General features: G+C 73.8%; 9 protein-coding genes. 5 read left to right on the forward strand and 4 right to left on the reverse strand.

The window, feature by feature from the left end; genetic code table 11:
• Positions 1-15: 15 nt before the first annotated feature.
• The gene (locus ACIQGZ_RS19285) at positions 16-954 is read left to right on the forward strand and encodes a class I SAM-dependent methyltransferase (RefSeq protein WP_402603208.1); all 939 of its coding nucleotides are present in this window, start codon (positions 16-18) and stop codon (positions 952-954) included.
• Entirely contained in the window at positions 948-1,925 is a 978-nt protein-coding gene (locus ACIQGZ_RS19290) for a helix-turn-helix domain-containing protein (RefSeq protein WP_402603210.1), read from the forward strand. Before ACIQGZ_RS19285 ends, ACIQGZ_RS19290 begins: the two co-directional genes overlap by 7 nt.
• A gap of 438 nt (positions 1,926-2,363) precedes the next feature.
• Here ACIQGZ_RS19290 and sbnB read toward each other — a convergent pair whose 3' ends face one another.
• The 4 genes from sbnB to ACIQGZ_RS19310 form a co-directional block, all read right to left on the reverse strand.
• Positions 2,364-3,350: a 2,3-diaminopropionate biosynthesis protein SbnB gene (sbnB, locus tag ACIQGZ_RS19295; protein ID WP_402603212.1), complete on the reverse strand. Its 987-nt coding sequence runs from the start codon at positions 3,348-3,350 to the stop codon at positions 2,364-2,366.
• Positions 3,344-4,363, reverse strand: coding sequence for a 2,3-diaminopropionate biosynthesis protein SbnA (gene sbnA / locus ACIQGZ_RS19300; protein ID WP_402603214.1), 1,020 nt, complete (start codon positions 4,361-4,363; stop codon positions 3,344-3,346). The genes sbnB and sbnA overlap by 7 nt, the downstream gene beginning before the upstream one ends.
• Before the next feature lie 172 nt (positions 4,364-4,535).
• Positions 4,536-5,843, reverse strand: a complete 1,308-nt coding sequence (locus ACIQGZ_RS19305; RefSeq protein ID WP_402603215.1) for an MFS transporter — start codon at positions 5,841-5,843, stop codon at positions 4,536-4,538.
• 40 nt (positions 5,844-5,883) lie between these two features.
• Entirely contained in the window at positions 5,884-6,102 is a 219-nt protein-coding gene (locus ACIQGZ_RS19310) for an MbtH family protein (protein ID WP_402603217.1), read from the reverse strand.
• Between the two features lie 187 nt (positions 6,103-6,289).
• Here ACIQGZ_RS19310 and ACIQGZ_RS19315 point away from each other — a divergent pair, with 187 nt between their 5' ends.
• Genes ACIQGZ_RS19315 through ACIQGZ_RS19325 form a run of 3 tightly spaced genes read left to right on the forward strand, consistent with a single transcriptional unit; the run spans position 6,290 to position 20,929 of the window.
• Positions 6,290-7,309, forward strand: a complete 1,020-nt coding sequence (locus tag ACIQGZ_RS19315; RefSeq protein WP_402603218.1) for a TauD/TfdA family dioxygenase — start codon at positions 6,290-6,292, stop codon at positions 7,307-7,309.
• Positions 7,296-13,724, forward strand: coding sequence for an amino acid adenylation domain-containing protein (locus tag ACIQGZ_RS19320; protein WP_402603220.1), 6,429 nt, complete (start codon positions 7,296-7,298; stop codon positions 13,722-13,724). Before ACIQGZ_RS19315 ends, ACIQGZ_RS19320 begins: the two co-directional genes overlap by 14 nt.
• Positions 13,721-20,929, forward strand: coding sequence for an amino acid adenylation domain-containing protein (locus ACIQGZ_RS19325; protein ID WP_402603221.1), 7,209 nt, complete (start codon positions 13,721-13,723; stop codon positions 20,927-20,929). The genes ACIQGZ_RS19320 and ACIQGZ_RS19325 overlap by 4 nt, the downstream gene beginning before the upstream one ends.
• Positions 20,930-20,996: the final 67 nt, after the last annotated feature.

The raw sequence follows: 20,996 nt of genomic DNA on the forward strand, positions 1-20,996 counted from the left end.
CATGAGGAGCGATCTGTGGCCTACACCCGGGCCGAGTGGTCCGAGCACTACGCCGGCGGCCGTGGCTTCCAGCGGCTCGGGGACGAGGAGAAGGGCCTGCTCAGCGAGCATGCTCCGGCGCCCGTGGGCGGCCGCGCGCTGGACGTCTGCTGCGGCACCGGCGAGATGGCGGCCTTCTTGGCCTCACTCGGGTACACCGTCGACGGCGTCGACTTCGCCGAGGGCGCCCTCGCGCGGGCCCGCACGGAGCACGCCGAGGCGGACGGGGTGCGCTGGCTGTGCCTGGACGTGGAGCACGACGACCTGGCCGACCTCGCCGCGGACGGCTACGACCTGATCACCCTCCGGCTCGGCATCGCCTTCATCCGCGATCGCGCCCGCGTCCTGCGCCGCCTGGCAGCGCGGCTGCGCAAGGGCGGGGCGCTCGTCGTCATCACCCCCGTCGTGGACACGCCCGAGGAGCGGCGTCACATCGCGCTGGACGAGGACGAACTCGCCCTGCTCACCGACGGGTTCGAGGTGGGCGAGCGGTTCGACGCGGGGGGCCTGGCGATGCTGGTCCTGCGCGGCCCGGGAGGGTCGTTCAGCGCGGAGGAGAAAGCGCGACCCGATCCGCAGGCCGTGTTCGGTGCCGCGGTGGTGGTCACCGACGCGTGCGGGCGGGTCCTGCTGGGCCGCTCGACCCGGGGCGCGGGACCTGCTCGCGGCGGACGAACGGCGTGCCTGACTCAGCCGAGCCGATCCCCGCGTCCGTACCGGCCCGGCCGGCCGGGGCGCACCGCGCGTCGAGCCGAGCTGCCGCACCCTCACCTGGGCCGGAGCCCCCTCGCCCACGGTTCGTGGTGCTGCGCAGTGCGTTTGTCGCGGGTCGGGCGGCGGGTAGTTGACCGGGATGTAGGCCGGGCGCTGTGGGCCGGCGGTGGCCCGGTGGGAGAGTTGGTGCGGTCGTGCTGAGCGAGACGGTGTTCCGGAGCGAGGACTTCGCGGTGGGTGACCGGTTCGACGCCTGGCAGGAGTGCACGAGCCGGATGCACGCGCCGTTGGAGCTGAGTCGCGACCACACGGGCGACTTCCGGGCGGACGCGCGGCTCATCCGGCTCGGTGCGGTGTCGGTGTGGCCGGCGGCGTTCGAGCAGCATGTCTGGCGGCGGACGCCGAAGCTGATCCGGCAGTCCGACCCCGAGCTCTACCACCTCTCCCTCGTCCTGCGCGGGGAGGCACGGGTCTCGTGGGGCACGCGGAACGTCACCCACCGGGCGTACGACTTCCACACGAACGATTCCGCCCGGCCGTGGGAGATCCGGACCAGCGACGGGCTGATCAAGTCCGTGGGCATCGAGGTCCCCAAGGCGCTGCTGCCATTGCCCCGGCACCAGGTCGACCGGGTGATCGGACAGCGGATGTCGGGGAGGGAGGGGATCGGCTCGCTGCTGGCGCAGTTCGTCACCCGGCTGGTGGCGGACACCGACTCGTACCAGCCCGCGGACGCACCCCGCATCGGGACGGTCCTGAGTGACCTGGTCACCGCGTTGTTCGCCCAGATCCTGGACGCGGACGCCTCCCTGCCGCCGGAGACTCACAGCCGGGCCCTGACGCTGCGCATCAAGGCGTTCATCCGCCGGCATCTGCACGACCCCGAACTGACGCCGGGCGCCATCGCCACCGCGCACCACATCTCGCGCAGCTACCTCCACCGCCTCTTCCAGGCGGAGTCCGAGACGGTGGCCGCGTACATCCGCCGCCTGCGCCTGGAGGCCGCTCGCCGCGACCTCACCGATCCGGCCTGGCGGACCGCGCCCATCCACGCCATCGCGGCCCGCTGGGGGTTCTGCCGCCCGGCCGACTTCAGCCGCGCCTTCCGCATCGCCTACGGCATCTCGCCCAAGGACCACCGCCACCAGGCGTTCCAAGCCCAGCCGGGGTGACCGGGGAGCTGCGGGCGCTGTGGACGCATTGCGCGGGGAGTTGTGGACTCTGCGCTGATGACGTGGATCGCAGGGCAGGGCAGTCTTGGGTCCGGACGAAGGCCAGGGTCACCATCGCGGAGCAGCCGGACCGCACCACGACGGCCCCGGCGCAACCGACAGGGTCTGCCTCTGCGCCGGAAGCGCGCCGGAAGTGCGGACCGAGCAACGGACCACCCTGGACGGAACGTCCGCCGAGCCGGACAACCGGACGTCGGCGGTTGAGCGATGGGGAGACGGCGGCGACAGGGGAGCCGCCGTCTCCCCGTCCCCCGCCGCGGGGTAGGCACCGAGCAGCGCGGCCTCAGCCACCGGAGCTTCGATCGTCGGCAGCGACCGCCCTTGCAGCGGCGCATCCACACGGTGGTGCCGAGTCCTGGTGGCCGCGCCGAAGGAGGGCTAGAGGAAGTCGGCCAGCCGGGTGCCGAGGGCGAGGGTGTCGGCCCTGCGGCAGGCGAGCGCGGCGACGGCGAGGTCCAGGATGCCCAGTCCGAACGGGGAGTAGATGGTGACGCGCTCCTCGTCGCGCTTCCGGGGATGGTCACCGAGCAGCAGGTCACCGATCTCGGCGCTGATGAAGTCGCGGTTGCAGCGGAGCTGTTCCGCGAGGTGCAGCGAGGTCGCCTCGCGGCAGACGTGGTCGGCGTCGTCGACCACGTTGACCCCGGCGAGGACGGTCCTCGGGGTCAGGTCGCGCAGCGAGAGGTGCAGCAGCAGGGTGCCAGGGCGGCAGGCCGAGGTGGTCAGGTGCGGTACGGCGGCGGTGGTGGCGAGGCAGACCAGCCGGTGCGCGGCGAGCGCGTCCTCGACGGTGTCCGCGACGAGGAGCTTGAGTTCGGGCCAGAGTTCGGCGCAGCGCTCGGTGAAGGATGCGGCGCGTGCCCGGTCGAGGTCGAAGAGGGTGACCGTGCCGAGCTCGGGCAGGGCGGCGCGGAGGAAGCGCAGCACCTCGAAGTTGATGACTCCGCAGCCGATCAGCGAGGCCCCGGTCTCCGAGGTCTCCGAGACGAGGGTGGTCGCGGCGAGGGCGGCGCTAGCGGCGGTGCGCCGGGCGGAGATGGTGGAGGATTCGAGCAGGGCCTGCGGCCGGCCGGTGGCCATGGAGTTGAGGATCAGGGCCGCCGAGGCCCGCTCCAGGCCTTCCGTGACGTTGCCGGGGAAGGAGGCGATCCACTTCACCCCGGCCACGGGGGTGTCGTCGCCGAGGTATGCGGGCAGGGCGATGATCCGGTTGCGCTGGTCGTCGGGGAAGCGCAGGAAGACGGAGTGGGGTACGGCTGTCCGCCCCTGCGCGTGCAGCAGGTAGGCGCGGCGGACCGCTTCGATGATCTCGTGCTCGGCGCCGGCCAGGGCCTGGCGGACGTCCTCGGCTCCCAGGATCAGCATGGTGTCGCCTTCATCGCGGTCTCCGGCTGCTTCCACAGGTGGGCCACGTCACCGAAGTGCCGGGTGACCCAGTCGTCGTCGTAGATCGTGTCGAGGTAGCGCTCTCCCCGGTCGGGCAGGACCAGCACGCAGGTGGCGCCCGCCGGGATACGGTCGGCCATCAGCTCGACGGCGGCGACCAGTGCTCCGGAGGAGCCGCCGGCCAGGATGGCCTCGCGGGCGGCGAGGCGCCGGCAGCCGACCACGCAGTCGAGGTCCGGGACATGGACGACCTGCTCGGCGAGGCCGTCGCGGTACAGAGCCGGCCGGACGGCGGCGCCGTGGCCGGGGATCAGCCTGGGGCCGGGTGGCCGGCCGAAGATGGCGCTGCCCTCGGCGTCCACCGCGACGACGGTCACGGGCAGCCCTTCTTCCCGTGCGTACTCCGCGCAGCCGCGCAGGGTCCCGCATGAACTGGTCGCGCAGAACAGGTAGTCGAGGCCGTCGGGCAGGCTCTCGACGATCTCCCGCATGGTGCGCCGGTGGGCCTGCGGGTTGAGCGGGTTGGCGTACTGGTTGGGCCAGTAGGCTCCGGGTATCCGGGCGGCGAGTTCATGGATGCGGCGAATCCGGACGGGCAGGTACTCGCCCGTCGCCGGGTCGGTCTCCCGGACGACCTCCACCTCGGCGCCCAGGGCCCGCATGATGGCGATGTTCTGCCGGTTGGTGCGCGGGTCGACCACGCAGATGAACCGCATCCCGTAGTAGGCGCACACCTGGGCGAGGCCGATGCCCAGGTTGCCGGAGCTGGACTCGACGACGACCGACCGGCCGGGGACGAGTCGGCCGGAGCTGATCCGCTCGCGGAGCATCTCCAGCGCGGACCGGTCCTTCATGCTGCCGCCGGGGTTGTACGCCTCCAGCTTGGCGTAGGTCTTGAAGTGCCTGGCCGGGGCCAGCCTGGTCAGTTCGACGAACGGCGTCCCGCCGATGGTGCCGAGCACCCCGGCCGGGACATCGTCAGATGCCGGCATGGTGGCTTCTCTCCGTACGGTCGGGGCGCGGCCCGAGCATGGTGCGGAACACGCTTGTTCCTCCTTGGTCGTGCACCGGCTTGGTTGGGCACCGGCCTGGCTGTGCCCGGCTTGGCTGTGCCCGGCTTGGTTGGGCACCGGTTGAGCGTTCGCGTAGCTGGGGCCTGGCCGGTCAGCCGTCGGCCGGGGCGGCGGTGGTGCCGCGTACCGAGGGCGCGAGGGTGGCGGCACCGGCCAGCAGCACCATCCAGACCGCCAGCGCCGTGGCGGCGGGCCGGGGTCCGGCGGTCGAGAGCAGCACGCCGCCGGCCAGCGAGCCCAGCGGCAGCGCCCCGCTGGAGAGGGTGCTCATCGCCGCGAGGACCCGGCCCCGCAGCTCGTCCGGGGTGATGCTCAGCTGGTAGCTGCCCAGCGCGACGTTCCACACCGGGCCGACGAACCACATCGCCGCGTAGGCGGCGGCGAGCGAGTAGGGGTCGTGGACGAGGGCGATCACGGCCATCAGCACGGCCCAGGCCCAGTTGGCCGCGATCACCAGGGTGGCGAGCGGGAAGCGGTTCCTGAACCAGGGGGCGGCCAGTGAGCCCAGCACCCCGCCGCCGCCCGCGACGCCGACCATCACGCCGATGCCGGTCGATGAGGCGCCGACCTCGCCGGCCAGCACGATGGCGACCAGGAAGAGGGCGCGGAACATCAGGTTGCTGCCGGCCACCAGCAGGGTGGTGGTCCGCAGGAAGGGGCGGTGCCAGAGCCAGCGCAGCCCCTCCCTGACCTGGTCGGTGAGCCGGCCGGCGCGGGCCGCCGCCGGGTCGGCCTGGAACTCCTTGCGGATCAGCAGCAGCCCGGCCATCGACGCCAGGTAGGACAGGGCGTCGGTCAGGAACGGGATCGCGCGGCCCAGTCCGAACAGCAGGCCGCCCAGCGGTGTGCCGAGCATGACCGCCGCCCGCCCGCGTGCCTCGTTGCGGGACAGCGCCAGGGAGACCTGGCTCTTGGGGACGACGTTCGGCACGGCCGCGTGGGCGGCCAGCCCGTAGAAGACCGTCAGAGCGCCCTCGGCGAAGCTGACGGCCAGGATCTGCGCGAGGCCGAGCCCGCCGAGGGCCGCGGCCAGCGCGATGCTCCCGACCCCGAGGCAGCGCAGGGCGTCGCACCAGATCATCAGCCGTCTGCGGTCCCAGCGGTCGACCAGCGCACCGGCCGGCAGTTGGAGCAGCAGGCCGGGCAGCAGGGCGACGGACCCCGCCAGTCCGGCGGAGAAGGCCGAACCGGTCAGGGCCAGCACCAGCAGCGGATAGGCGATGGTGGACGCGGTCGAGCCGATCAGGGAGACGGCCGATCCGCTCCACAGCAGCACGAAGTCGCGGTTGCGGTGGAGCGGGGTGACCGGCTCTGCCTCGGCCGTCACCACGGTGGCGGCCTCCACCGCGTCCTTCGGGTCCGGCTCCGGGCCTGACCGGGTCGTTTCCAGGGTCGTCATCAGTCATGCACCTCGGTGAGTCGGCCCGTCCGGGTGGCGGCTAGCCGCGCGCCGCCCGCTCCATCTGGCGGCGCAGGCCGGCCGGACGCATGTCGGTCCAGACCGTGCCGATGTGGGTCAGGCAGTCCTCCCGGCTGCCCTCGGTGCCCTCGGCGTACCAGCCGAGCGGCAGCGCGCGGTCCACGGGCCAGACGGAGTACTGCTCCTCGTCGTTCACGACCACCCGGTAGGCGCGTTCGTCGGTGTGTTCCTCGGCCATGGCGTGCCCTCCCTGGGCTCCTGCCGCGTCACGAGCGTCACGTGATCGGTGGCGGCAGAGGCGAGCCTGCCGGGTGGCCGGGGCTGACTGAAGAGAAGAACGCGCAGTAAGCCGGGCACGGGTGCTGCCGACAGCGCTGCCGGTTGTTCTCTCGCCGCGCGCGGATGGTGGCGCGAGCCTGAGGCGCATGACTGCGAACCCCTGCGACCCGGCCCCGCGCGCGGTCTCCACCGCGGACAGCGCGCTCCCCTTCATCCTGTCGGCCCCCACGCCCGGCCTGCCCGTGGCCGAGTACCTGCCGGCCACCCGTCCCCTGATCCGCCGGCGCCTGCGCGAGCACGGCGCCGTCCTGCTGCGCGGGTTCGACATCGGCGGGGTGGACGGGTTCGAGGGCGTGGTGCGCGCGGTGTCCGGCGAACCGCTGGCCTACGCCGAGCGCTCCTCACCGCGCAGCACCATCAAGGGGCAGGTGTACACCTCGACCGACTATCCGCCCGCGGAGGAGATCTTCCTCCACAACGAGAACTCCTACCAGGCGGCTTGGCCGCTCACGCTGTTCTTCCACTGCGTACAGCCGCCGGAGACCCTCGGCGCCACGCCGCTGGCCGACACCCGGCGGGTCCTCGCCGCGATCGACCCCGTGGTGCGCGCGGAGTTCGCCGCCCGGGGCTGGATGGTGGTGCGCAACTTCACCGACGGCTTCGGGGTGCCCTGGCAGCAGGCGTTCAACACCGAGAACCGGGCGGAGGTCGTGGCGTACTGCGCGCGCAACGGCGTCGAGGCCGAGTGGACGGCCGGCGGCCTGCGGACCCGCGCGCGCCGCGAGGCCGTGCACCGGCACCCGGTCACCGGGGAGACGGTCTGGTTCAACCACCTCACCTTCTTCCACGTGACCACGCTCGCCGCGGACGTGTGCGCCGCGCTGCGCGAGATGTTCGACGACGAGGACCTGCCGACCAACACCTACTACGGCGACGGGAAGCCCATCCCGGACGAGGTCGTCGCCCACCTGCGCGCGTGCTACCGCGCCGAGCAGCGGCGCTTCGACTGGCAGCTCGACGACGTGCTGCTGGTCGACAACATGCTGGCGGCGCACGCCCGCGAGCCGTTCACCGGCCCGCGCAGGATCGCCGTGGCCATGGCCGAGCCCTCCTCGGCCGTCCGGAACTCCGACGCCCTCGTGGAGGCGACCGATGCCGACCGGTGACAGCGGCTACCCGCTCTCCTTCGCCCAGGAGCAGCTCTGGTTCGTCGAGCAGCTCCGCTCCGGCGGCTCGACCGAGTACCTGATGTCCGAGGCCTACCGCGTCCGGGGGCCGCTCGACCGCGAGGCCCTGTCGGCCGCCCTGACCGAGATCGCCGCGCGGCACGAGGTGCTGCGCACCCGCTACGGCACGGTGGACGGCGCCGGGGTGCAGATCATCGACGACCCCGCGCCGGTGGACCTCACCCTGGTGGACCTCACCGGGGTGCCGGCCGCCGAGCGGGAGCCGCGCCTGCGCGAGCTCCGCGCCGCCGAGTCCCGGACCCCGGTCGACCTGCGCGGGCAGGGCCCGTGGCGGCTGACCCTGGTGCGGCTCGGGCACCAGGACGCGGCGCTGCTGGTGACGGTGCACCACATCGCGTTCGACGGCTGGTCCTGGGGCATCCTGGCCCGTGAGCTGCACGATCTGTACGGCGCTCTGGCCTCCGGCGCGCCCTCGTCCCTGGAGCCCGTTCCGCTGCAGTACCTGGACTTCAGCCAGTGGCAGCGTGAGAGCTGGGACGCGGCCGCCGAGACGATGGAGCGCAGGCGCGGCTTCTGGCGGGAGCGGCTGGCGGGCCTGGAGCCGCTGGAGCTCCCCACCGACCGCCGGCGCCCGGCGCGGTGGGAGGCGGCCGGGGACAGTGTGGCCTTCACCGTGCCGGCCGGCCTCGCCGGGCGGCTGGCGGCGGTGGGGCAGCGCCGCGCCGCGACGCCGTTCATGGTCTACCTCGCCGCGTTCCAACTGCTGCTCGCCCGCTACTCCGGCCAGCGCGACGTGGCGGTCGGGGTGTCGGTCGCCGGCCGCGACGAGGCCGAGTTGGAGCAGCTGATCGGCATGTTCCTCAATACCGTGGTGCTGCGGACGGACCTCTCCGGCGACCCCGCCTTCCTCGACCTGCTGGCCCGCGTCCGGGAGACCACCCTTGACGCGTACGAGCACCAGGACGTGCCGTTCGAGCGGGTGGTGGCCGACCTCTCCCCCGAGCGGGACCTGTCGCGCAACCCCGTCTTCCAGGTCGGCTTCGGATTCCACAACGCCGAGCGCCGCCCGATCCGGCTGCCGGGCCTGGAGGTCACCAAGTACGAGACGGCCAGCCGGAGTTCGGCCTTCGACCTGTCGCTGCACCTGGCCGAGCTGGCGGACGGCTCGCTCGGCGCCACGCTCGTCTACCCGGTCGCGCTCTTCGACCGGGCGCGGATCGAGCGGATGGCCGGCAACCTGCTGCGACTGCTGACAGAGCTCGCGGACCGGCCGGAAGCGCCGGTGCACGGGCTGGAGTTCGCCGCCGAGGCGGAGCTGGAGCGGTTCGCGGAGTGGAACCGCACCGAGCACCCGCGCCCCGAGCAGTCGCTCACCGAGCTGTTTTTCGCCCAGGCGCGGGCCACCCCCGACGCGGTCGCCGTGGTCTCCGACGCCGGGCCCACCCGGTACGGCGAACTCGCCGGCCGGGTACGGGCCCTCGCCCTCCGCCTGCGCGCCGAGGGCGTCAGCCGGGAGACGCCGGTCGGCGTGGCCCTGCACCGCGGCACCGACCTGGTCACCGCGCTGCTCGCCGTGCCGGCGGCGGGCGGCGTGTATGTGCCGCTGGCCCCCGAGCACCCGGCGGAGCGCCTGGCGTTCATGGTCGAGGACGCCGGGGTGGGCCTGGTGCTCACCGAGGAGTCCCTGCGCGACCGGCTGCCCGCACACCCGCGCACGCTGCTGCTCGACTCCGACGGCGAGGCGCCCGGACCGGCTTCCCCGGAGAGCGGCTTGCCGTCGGTCGGCGGCACCGACGCCGCCTATGTGATGTACACCTCCGGCTCGACCGGGCGGCCCAAGGGCGTCGTCGTCCCGCAGGCGGCGATCCGCAACCGGGTGCTCTGGTCGGTGGAGCGGTACGGGCTCGGCCCCGGCGACCGGCTGCTTCAGAAGACCACCATCGGCTTCGACGCCGCCGTGTGGGAGTTCCTCTCGCCGCTGGTGTCGGGCGCGACCGTCGTCATGGCCCCGCCGGAGGCGCACCGCGACCCGGGGGTGATGGCCCGCGCGGTCGCCGAGCACCGGGTCACCGTGCTACAGCTGGTGCCGTCCGTGCTGCGGCTGCTGCTGGCCGAGCCGGGCCTGGCCGCCTGCACCTCGCTGCGGCTGGTCTGCTCCGCGGGTGAACCCCTTCCGGCGGACCTCTGCGCCAGGCTGCGTGAGACCGTCGACGCGGAGGTGTTCAACACCTACGGCCCCACCGAGTGCGCCATCGACTCCACCGCGTGGCGGTACGACCCGGACGAGGCCGGCGAGCTGGTGCCGATCGGCCTGCCGCTGCCCAATGTCCGCACCTACGTGGTGGACCCCGAGGACCGGCGGGTGCCCCTCGGGGTGACCGGTGAGCTGTGCGTCGGCGGCGTCCAGCTGGCGCGCGGCTACCTCGGGCGCGGCGACCTCACCGCCGACCGCTTCACCCCCGACCCGTACGCCACCGAGCCGGGCGCCCGCTGGTACCGCACCGGCGACCTGGTCCGACGCCGGGAGGACGGCGCGCTGGAGTACGTCGGGCGGATCGACGACCAGGTCAAGCTGCGCGGCGTCCGGATCGAGCCCGGCGAGATCGAGGCCCGGCTCACCGCCCACCCCGCAGTCGCCGCCGCCGTGGTCGCCGTCCACCGCCCCGAAGCCGGCGAACCGGAGCTGGTCGCCTACACCGTGGCGGCCGACGGTCCGGGCATCGCCCCGGAGCAGCTGCGGGAGTACCTTGCGGCCCGGCTGCCGGAGGCGATGGTCCCCTCCGTCTTCGTCGAGCTGGACGCCGTCCCGCTGACCGCCAACGGCAAGGTCGACCGCAGGCGGCTGCCGGCCCCCGGGGAGCGCGAGCAGCCCGCCGCCGAGCGCTGGGTCGCCCCGCGCACCGCCGTCGAGCGGACCGTCGCCGAGCTGATGGCCGAGATCCTCGGGCTGGAGCGGGTCGGCGCCGAGGACGACTTCTTCCTGCTCGGCGGGCACTCGCTGCTCGCCATCAAGCTGGTGCTGCGGTTGCGCCGCACCTTCGGCATCGAGCTGACCGTCGGGGAGCTGTTCACCGCGCGGACCGTCGCCGCGCTGGCCGCCCTGATCGACACCGCCGACGACGACGGCCAGGACGGTATCCGGCCGGTGGGCCGCGATCGTGAGCTGCCGCTCTCCTTCGGCCAGCAGCGGATGTGGTTCCTCGACCAGTTGGAGCCCGGCAGCGCCGAGTACATCGTCCCGATCGCGCTGCGGCTGCTCGGCCCGCTGGACGTCGACGCGCTGCGCCGCGCGGTCGACGAGACCGCCGCCAAGCACGAGGTGCTGCGCACCCGCTACCGCCCGAACGGCGGGGACCCGGTGCAGCTCGTCGACCCGCCCGCGCCGGTCGCGTTCACCCTCACCGACCTGACCGACGTGGCCGGTGAGGTCGGTGAGGAGCGGGCGCGTGAACTGCTCCACGAGCTGGCGCGGCGCCCCTTCGACCTGGAGCGTGAGCACCCGCTGCGCGCCACCGTGATCCGCACCGCGCCAGAGGATCACCTCCTGGTGCTGACGATGCATCACATCACCTTCGATGCCTGGTCGATGGGCATCTACCTGCGTGATCTGGACGCCGCCTACCGCGCCTTCGCCGCCGGTGCGCCCTCGCCGCTGCACCGGCAGCCCGTCCAGTACGCGGACTTCGCCGTCTGGCAGCGGGAGCAGGAGTCCGCCGGTGCGACCGGGCAGCAGCTCGCCTACTGGCGCGACCGGCTCGCCGGCCTCACCCCGGTCGAACTGCCCGCCGACCGGCTGCGCGGCGCGGTGCGCGACACCCACGGCGACAATGTGATCGTGGACGTGCCGCCGGCGGTCGGGCAGGCCCTGGCGGGCCTGGCCGGGCGGCACGGCGCGACCCCGTTCATGCTGCTGCTGGCCGCCTTCCAGGTGCTGCTGGGCCGCTACACCGGACGCGAGGACCTCACGGTCGGCACCCCGGTCGCCGGGCGGACCCGGCAGGAGACCGAGGAGCTGGTCGGCTTCTTCAGCAACAACCTGGTGATCCGCAACGACCTCGGCGGCAACCCGGTCTTCACCGACTTCCTCGACCAGGTGCGCCGGGTCACGCTGGAGGCCTTCGCCCACCAGGACGTGCCGTTCGAGCGCCTGGTCGACGCCTTGCGGCCGGAGCGCGACCTCTCCCGCAACCCGCTGTTCCAGGTGATGTTCGAGCACCAGCACCTGGCGGGCGTGCCGGGCCGGCTCGGTGAGGCCGTGATCGAGCCCGTGCGGGCCGGCCTGGAGGTGGCCAAGTTCGACCTCACGGTGACCGTCAAGGAACGGCCCGACGGGCGGCTGCACTGCTGGTTCGAGTACGCCACGGCGCTGTTCGACCGCGCCACGGTCGAGCGGATGGCCGGGCACTACCTGACCCTGCTCGGCGCCATCGCCGCCGAGCCCGGCGCGCGGATCACCGAACTCGGCATGCTCACCGAGGCCGAGCAGCGGGACATCCTCACCGTGTGGCCCGACCCGGAGTCCGCCCGCGCCGCGGTGCTCGACCCGGCCGAGGAGCACGAGCTGACCGTCCCCGCGCTGTTCGAGCGGCAGGTCGAGCGGACGCCCGACGCCGTCGCCGTGGTCTTCGGTGGGCAGCAGCTCACCTACGCCGAACTCGACGCCCGCGCCGACCGGTTCGCCCGGCATCTCGGGTCGCTCGGCGTCACCGCCGAGACCGTCGTCGGGTCCTGCCTGGAGCGCGGTGTCGAGGCGGTCGTGGTGCTGCTCGGTGTGCTCAAGGCGGGCGGCGTCTATGTACCGTTCGACCCGCAGCACCCCGCCGAGCGGCTGGACTTCATGCTCACCGACGCCGGCGCCGAGGTCGTGGTGACCACCGGGGCGTTCACCGACCGGCTCACCGGCCCGTACCGGGTGCTCCGGGTCGACGGGGAGTGGGAGCGGGCCACGCCGGCCGACGCGGCGCCCGTCCGGGTGCGGCCGGGCAACCTCGCCTACGTCATCTACACCTCGGGCTCGACCGGCCGCCCCAAGGGCGTGATGATCGAGCACCGCTCGTACGCCCACCACTGCCGGGTGATCGCCGACGCCTACGGCATCGCGCCCGGCGAGCGGGTGGTGCTGCTGTCCGCGCTCACCTTCGACGTCGCCATGGACCAGATCGCCGCCACCCTGGTGGCCGGCGCCACCGTCGTGGTCGGCGCCCCGGAGTTCTGGACGCCCGCCGAACTGCCCACCCGGCTCGACGAACTCGGGGTGACGATCGTCGAGATCACCCCGTCCTACTACCGGGCGATGCTGGAGTCGCCCGACCTGCACCGGCTGACCTCGCTCCGGCTGATGAACGTCGGCAGCGACGTGGTGACCGGCCTCGACGCGCAGCGGTGGGCCGCGACCGGCCTGCCCGGACGGTTCCTGTGCAACTACGGGCCCACCGAGGCGACCGTCACCTGCCTGCTGCACCCGGTGGACAAGGCGCCGGAGGCGGCCCGCGAGGCCGCCGCGCTGCCCCTCGGCCGGCCCGTCGCCGGCACCCGGGCGCACATCCTGGACGCCGACCTGCGGCCCGTCCCGGTCGGCGTCCCCGGCGAACTCTGCCTCGGCGGCGTCCGGTTGGCCCGTGGCTACCACCGCAGGCCCGAGCTGACCGCCGACCGGTTCGTCCCGGACCCGCTGGCCACCGAGCCCGGACAGCGGCTCTACCGGACCGGCGACCTGGTCCGCTACCGGCCCGACGGCACCATAGAGTTCCTCGGCCGGATCGACACCCAGGTCAAGGTGCGCGGACTGCGCATCGAGCTGGGCGAGATCGAAGCGGCCCTGGCCCGGCACCCCGCCGTCCAGGAGGCCATCGCGGTCGCCGCCGAGACCGCGCCCGGCGAACGGCGGCTGGCCGCCTACCTGGTGGCCCGGCCGGGGGCCGCCGTGCCCGGCGTCGAGGAGCTGCGCGGCCATCTGCGCGCGCTGCTGCCCGAGTACATGATCCCCTCCCTCTGGGTGCCCCTGGACGCCTTCCCGCTCACCGCCAGCAAGAAGGTCGACCGCAAGGCGCTGCCCGACCCGGTGCTCGCCCGCACCGACGGCGCCCGCGAGTACCTGGCCCCGCGCGACCCCGCCGAGGAGCTGGTCGCCGCCGTCTGGGCGGAGGTCCTCGGCCTCGAACGCGTCGGCGCCCACGATGACTTCTTCCTGCTGGGCGGCCACTCGCTGCTCGCCACCAGGGTGCTGGCCCGGCTGCGCGAGGCGTTCGCGGTCGAGCTGCCGCTGCGTCGGCTCTTCGAGGCCACGACCGTGGCCCTGCTCGCCGAGGCGGTGTCCGAAGCCGTCGAGGCCGACATCGCCCGACTCTCCGACGACGAGGTGGCGAGCCTGCTCGCCGAGGAAGGTGTCCGATGACCGACAGCGTCGACCGCGCGGAACTGCGGAACGAGCTGCTCCGCCGCCGCCTCGCCGGCCGGACCGCGCCCCGGCCGGCCAAGGGCCTCACCCGGGCCCCGCGCACCGGCCCGCTGCCGCTCTCCTTCGCCCAGCGGCGGCTGTGGATCCTCGACCGGCTCCGCCCCGACACCACCGAGTACCTGCTCACGGCGGCGCTGCGGCTGCGCGGTGACCTCGACCGGCAGGCGCTGCACACCGCACTGGACGGGATCGTCCGACAGCACGAGGTGCTGCGCACCAGGTACCCCGTCGTCGACGGCGAGCCGGTGCAAGCCGTCGACCGGCCCGGCCCGGTGGCCCTCACCGAACTGGACCTGAGCGCCCTGGACCGCGCGGCGGCCGACGCCAGGCTGGCCGCCCTGGTCACCTCCGAGCGGCGCCCGGTCGACCTCGCCGAGGGCCCGGTGTTCGCACCGACCCTGGTCCGGCTCTCCGACGACGAGCACGCCATCCTCCTGACCGTCCACCACATCGCCTTCGACGGCTGGTCCGAGGAGATCCTGATCCGCGAGCTGACGGAGCGGTACTCCGCGGCCACCGCCGGACGGGCCGCCGCCTCGGACCGCGAACTCCCCGTCCAGTACGCCGACTACGCCGTCTGGCAGCGCGACCGGCTCTCCGGTGAGCTGCTGGAACGGCAGCTCGACTACTGGCGCGAGCAGCTCGCCGGACTCCCCGCCCTGGAGCTGCCCACCGACCGGCCGCGCCCGCCGGTGCGCGACGCGGCCGGCGGTCAGGTGCCGCTCACGGTGCCCGCCGAGACCGCGGGCCGGCTGACCGCGCTCGCCCGCGAACACGGCGCCACGCCGTTCATGGCGCTGCTCGCCGCCTACGCCCTGCTGCTCGGCCGGTGGAGCGGCCAGCAGGACGTGGCGGTCGGCACCCCGGCTGCGGGGCGGCACCGGCCGGAGGTGCAGGACCTGGTCGGCCTCTTCCTCAACACCGTGGTGCTGCGCACCGACCTCAGCGGCTCCCCGTCCTTCGCGGAACTCCTGCGGCAGGTCCGGGAGTCCGCCCTGGACGCCTACACCCACCAGGAGCTGCCCTTCGAGCAGCTGGTGGACGAGCTGGCGCCGCAGCGCGACCCCTCCCGCAACCCGCTGTTCTCGGCGATGCTGCTGTGGGAGGACGGCAACGGCTCGGCCGCCCCGGCGGCGATGGGCGGCCTCGGGGTCGAGCGGCTGCCGGTCGGTGAGAGCACCGCCAAGTTCGACCTGACCCTCGGCCTGGCCGAGCGGGCCGACGGCTCGCTGGCGGGCGCCGTCAACTACGCCTCGGCCCTGTTCGACCGGAGCACCGTGGAGCGGTTCGCCGCCCGGTTCACCCGGCTGCTGGAGATGGCCGTCGCCGCGCCGGACACGCCGGTCGAGCAGTTGGAGATCCTCCCCGCCGAGGAGCAGCACCTCCTGCTGCGGCAGTGGAACGCGACCGGTCGGAAGTACCGGCCGGGCACCCTGCCGCTGTTCTTCGAGGACCAGACCGCCCGTACCCCGGACGCCACCGCCGTGCGGTTCGAGGGCGCCGAGCTCTCCTACGCCGAACTCAACCTGCGCGCCAACCGCCTCGCCCACCACCTGCGGTCGTACGGGGTCGGCCCGGAGTCCGTGGTCGGCGTCTGCCTGAACCGCAGCCTCGATCTGGTGGTCGCCCTCCTCGCGGTGCTCAAGGCCGGCGGCGCCTACCTCCCGCTGGACCCGGACTACCCGGCGGACCGGCTCGGCTTCATGCTCACCGACTCCGGCGCCGACGTCGTGATCACCGACGCCGGGCTGGCGCCGCTGGTCGCCGGCCACGCGCGGTTCCTGGTCGACATCACCGAGGAACTGCCCGACCGCTGGACCCATGACCCCGTGTTCGCCGCGGCCCCCGAGCACACGGCGTACGTCATCTACACCTCCGGATCGACCGGCCGCCCCAAGGGCGTGCTGATCGAGCACCGGGCCATCGTCAACCGCCTGCACTGGATGCAGGAGGCCTACCGGCTGGACGCGACGGACCGGGTGCTCCAGAAGACGCCGTACAGCTTCGACGTCTCGGTCTGGGAGTTCTTCTGGCCGCTGATCTCCGGCGCCACCCTGGTCCTCGCCCGTCCGGGCGGCCACCGCGACCCGGCCTACCTGGCCGAGCTGATCGCCACCGAGCGGATCACCACCCTGCACTTCGTCCCCTCCATGCTCCGCGCGTTCCTGGCCGAGCCGCTGCCGCAGCTCCCCTCGCTGCGCCGGATGGTCTGCAGCGGCGAGGCGCTGACCGCCGACCTGGTCACGGCCGTGGCGGAGCGGATCGGCTGCGAGTTGCACAACCTGTACGGCCCGACCGAGGCCGCGGTCGACGTCACCACCACCCGCTGCGAGCCCGGACTCCCCGTCACCATCGGACGGCCGATCGCCAACACCCGCACCTACATCGTCGACGGCGGGCTGCGGCCGCTGCCGATCGGCGCACCGGGCGAACTGCTGCTCGGCGGCGTCCAGCTGGCCCGCGGCTACCTGAACCGGCCCGAGCTGACCGCCGACCGCTTCGTCCCCGACCCCTTCGCCACCGAGCCCGGCGGGCGGCTCTACCGGACCGGCGACCTCGCCCGGTACCGGGCGGACGGCAGCATCGAGTACCTGGGCCGGCTCGACCAGCAGGTGAAGATCCGGGGCCAGCGCGTCGAACTCGGCGAGATCGAGGCGGTGCTGACCGAGTCCGCCGAGGTGGAGGCCGCCGCCGTCACCGTCCACGACCAGCAGCTCGTCGCCCACCTGGTGCCCGCCGACGCGGACGTCGAGCGCGTCCTGCGGCGGGTGCGCGACCGCCTCCCCGAGCACATGCACCCGGTGCACTGGATGCTCCTGGACGCGCTGCCCCTGACGCCCAGCGGCAAGGTGGACCGCAAGGCCCTGCCGGTGCCCGACGGCAGCCGGTCGGCGCTGGCCGGCGAGTACGTCGCGCCCCGCAGCGACCTCGAACGGACCATCGCGGACGCCTTCGCGACGGCGCTCGGCACCGACAAGGTGGGCGTGCACGACAGCTTCTTCCAGCTCGGCGGCGACTCCATGCGCGCCATCCGGGCGGTCGGTGCCCTGCGCGGCCTGGGCCTGGCCCTGGCGGTCCAGGACGTGTTCGCCCAGCAGACCGTGGCCCGGCTGGCCGAGGTCGCGGCCACCGCCCCGGCCGCCGCCCCGCAGACCGCCACGATCGGCCGCTTCGAGCTGCTGGCCCCGGCCGACCGCGCGCGGCTGCCCGAGGGCCTGGTCGACGCCTACCCGATGGGGCAGGTCCAGGCCGGCATGGTCTACGAGATGCTCGCCGACCCCGAGCGCAACACCTATCTCAACGTCTCCAGCTTCCAGATCGTCGACGACGGGCCGTTCTCCGCGGAGGCGCTGGACGAGGCGGTCCGGCTGCTGCTGGCCCGCCATGAGATCCTGCGCACCTCCTTCGACCTGTCCGGGTACTCCGAACCCCTCCAGCTGGTGCACGCCGAGGTCGAGCTGGACATCACCGTGGCGGACCTGCGCGGTCTGACCGCCGAGGAGCAGCAGGAGGCCGTCCGCCGCTTCCGGGCCGAGGCCCAGCGGACCCCGTTCGACGTGGGCCGCGCCCCGCTGCTGCGGTACCACGTCCACCTCACCGGCGAGCGGGAGTGGCTGCTGACCCACGTCGAGTGCCACGCGATCCTGGACGGCTGGAGCCACCACTCCGTCATCGCCGAGCTGCGGGCCTCCTACCGGGCGCTTCGCGACGGTGCGGAGACCGGGCTCTCGGCGCCGCCGCAGGTCCGCTACGCCGACTTCATCGCCCTGGAGAAGCAGTCCCTCGACTCCGCCGCCGACCAGGAGTTCTGGCGGCAGCGGCTCACCGGCTTCGACCGGCTGCGGCTGCCCGCCGACACCGCCCCGGCCGAGGCCCGGCTGCCCGCCACCGAGGTGCGGCTGCCCTGGCGGCACCTGGAGGCGGGGCTGCGCACACTGGCCGCCGACACCGGCACCTCGCTCAAGACGGTCCTGTACACCGCGCACCTCAAGGTGCTGGGCCTGATCTCCGGCCAGCACCGTTTCCTGGCGGGCGCGGTGGCCAACGGGCGCCCGGAGCTGCCCGGCGGCGACCAGGTGCGCGGCATGTACCTCAACACCGTGCCGTTCGCCGTCGACCTGCGCCGGCCGAGCTGGCGCGAGCTGCTGCGGTCGGTCTTCGCGGAGGAGCTGGCCCTCTGGCCGCACCGGCGCTACCCGCTGCCCGCCATGCAGCGTGCCTGGGGCGACGGCACCCCGCTGGTCGAGGTCGTCTTCGGCTACCTCGACTTCCATGTGCTCGACGACCTGAAGTCGGACATCGGGACGATCACCGACGACAGCCCCAACGAGTTCACCTTCGACGTGTGGACCTTCCCCGGCGAGCTGCGGATGACCTGCCGGCCGGGCTGGGTCGGCCGGGACCGGCTCGCCGCGATCGCGGCGGCCTACCTGGACGTGCTCACCGCGATGGCCACCGACGCCGACGCCGACCCGCGTGCCTTCCGGGCGCCCGAGCTGGACCGGCCCACCGTGCCGCAGCGGACCGCGACCCGGCTGCCGGACGTCTCCGTACCCGAGCTGGTCGCGGCGCGGGGCCGGCCCGACGCGGTGGCCCTGGCGTACGGCGACAGTCAGCTGACCTACCGGGAGCTGACCTACCGGGAGCTGGACGAACGGGCCAACCGGCTGGCCTGGCTGCTCCGGTCCCACGGGGTCGGCCCGGAGACACCGGTCGCCGTCTGCCTGGAGCGCGGGATCGAGGCGGTGGTGAGCCTGCTCGGGGTGCTCAAGTCGGGCGGGTACTACGTACCGCTGGACCCGGAGTACCCCGACGAGCGGATCGCCTACGTGCTGGAGGACACCCGGGCCCCGGTCCTGGTGACCGGGCCCCGGCACGCGCACCGCTTCGCCGGGCGCCCCGGGCTGGAGACGGTCGCGGTGGACGAGGCGTGGTCGGCGCCGGCCGACCAGCCGGCCACTGCGCCGGACCTGCGGATCGGCCCCGACAACCTGGCCTGCCTCATCTACACCTCGGGCTCCACGGGCCGGCCGAAGGGCGTCCAGCTGAGCCACCGCGCGCTCGTCCGGCTGGTCGAGGACCCGAACTACGCCGACCTCGGCGCGGACCAGGTGCTGCTGCTGCACTCCCCGTTGGCCTTCGACGCCTCGACCTTCGAGCTGTGGGGCGCGCTCTGCCACGGTTCCCGGCTGGCGATCAGCCCGCCCGGCGTCACCCCGGCGGCCGAGCTGGCGGAGCTGCTGGACCGGCACAAGGTGACCACCCTGTTCGCCACCACCCTGCTGTTCCAGCACATGGTGGAGAACCGGCCGGACGCGCTCGCCGGAATGCACCAGGTGCTCACCGGCGGCGATGTGCTCTCACCGGTCCAGCTCCGCACCGCGCTGGAGCACGGCGTCACGGTCAGCAACCTCTACGGCCCCACGGAGTGCACCACCTTCGCCACCGTACGGCGGGGCCTGACCGCCGAGGACGCCGACCGGGGCGTCCCGATCGGCGGGCCGGTCTCCAACACCTACGTCCTGGTGGTCGACGAGGAGCTGCTGCCGGTGCCGTTCGGCGTGCCCGGCGAGCTGCTGCTCGGCGGTCCTGGACTGGCCCGGGGCTATCTGGGCCGCCCGGAGCTGACGGCGGAGCGGTTCGTCCCGGACCCGACCGGGACGCGGCCCGGCGCCCGGCTCTACCGCACCGGTGACATGGTGCGGCAGGACCCCGACGGCACCCTGCACTTCCTCGGGCGGCGCGACCACCAGGTCAAGATCCGGGGGCACCGCGTCGAACTCGGTGAGGTGGAGGCCGCGCTCAGCGGCCTTCCGCCGGTCCGCGCCGCGGCCGCCGGCGTCGAGCGCGGGACGGACGGGTACAAGCAGCTGGTCGGCTATGTCGTGCTGGACCCGGAGAACCGGGTCGGGACGGGCGCCCTGCGCGGCCTGCTGCGGCAGCGCGTGCCCGACTACCTGGTGCCGACGCACTGGGTGGTGCTGGAGGAGCTGCCGCTCAACGGCAGCGGCAAGATCGACCGGGCGGCCCTCCCGGCGCCGTCCGCGGTCGGAGCCGAGCGGGAGTCCACCGCGCCGCGCACCCCCGGTGAGCGGGCCATGGCGGAGATCTGGGCCGAGGTGCTGGGCCTTGAGCAGGTCGGCGTGCACGACGACTTCTTCCTGATCGGCGGGCACTCGCTGGTGATCCTGCGGATCATCGCCCTGCTGCGCGAGCGCTACGGCATCGAGCTGACCGTGCGCTCCTTCATGGAACACCACACGGTCGCGGAACTGGCCTCCGCTGTGGAGTCCGGCCTGCCCGCCGCCGCGGCCCTGACCTGGCTGCGGCGGGCCGGGACCAGGCCGGTGCTGTTCTGCGTCCACCCCGGCGGCGGCAGCGCCCACTGGTACCGGCCGCTGGTCGAGGAGCTCGACCCCGATCAGCCGGTCGCCGCCTTCGCCTGGCCGGGTCTCCAGGCCGAGGACGGCGGCCCGGCGCCCTCGACCGAGCAGATGGCCGCCCGCTACCTCACCGAGCTGCGGGCCGCCGCGCCCGAGGGCCCGTACCGGCTGTTCAGCTGGTGCGGTGGCAGCGGCATCGTCAGCGAGATGGCGCACCGGCTGGCGGCGGAGGGCGAGGAGGTGACCTTCCTGCTGCTCGACCCCGGCCTGGACAGCCACGACCGCCCGGGGCTGTGGAGCGAGTACCGGCTGATCGAGCGGTGTGTCCAGAAGCTGGAGGCGCTGGCCGCCGCACGGCCCGACGAGGACACCTCCGCGCTCCGCCAGGAGACGCTGGACCTGCTCGACCACCTGGTGGACGACGTCGATCCGGCGGTCGGGATCACCCTGCCCGAGCACGGGGCCGGCGAGGTCTGGCTGCCGTCCGCACGGATGTGGCGCGAGGTCATGGAGATGTGCCTGACCTACCGGCACCGGCGCTACGCCGGACGCCTCCAGCTCATCATCAGCGACGAGCTGGCCCAGGGCGAGCACGAGGTCGCCTCCGGGCAGTCGTTCCCGGACTACCTCGCCCGGTGGCGGGAGCTGACCGCGGAGCTGGAGGTGCACCGGGTGCCCGGGGACCACTTCGGGGTGATGAAGGCCCCGAACCTCGGCGTACTGGCCCAGGTCATCACCAGGCTGATCGACGCGGGCTGACCCCGGCCCGGCACCACGGGTGGTGGGACGCCGACGGCGGCCCACCACCTCGGCGTTCCCCGGAGGC

Origin of the sequence: Streptomyces sp. NPDC092296 (genome assembly GCF_044755465.1) — a bacterium.
Taxonomy (GTDB): Bacteria; Actinomycetota; Actinomycetes; order Streptomycetales; family Streptomycetaceae; genus Peterkaempfera.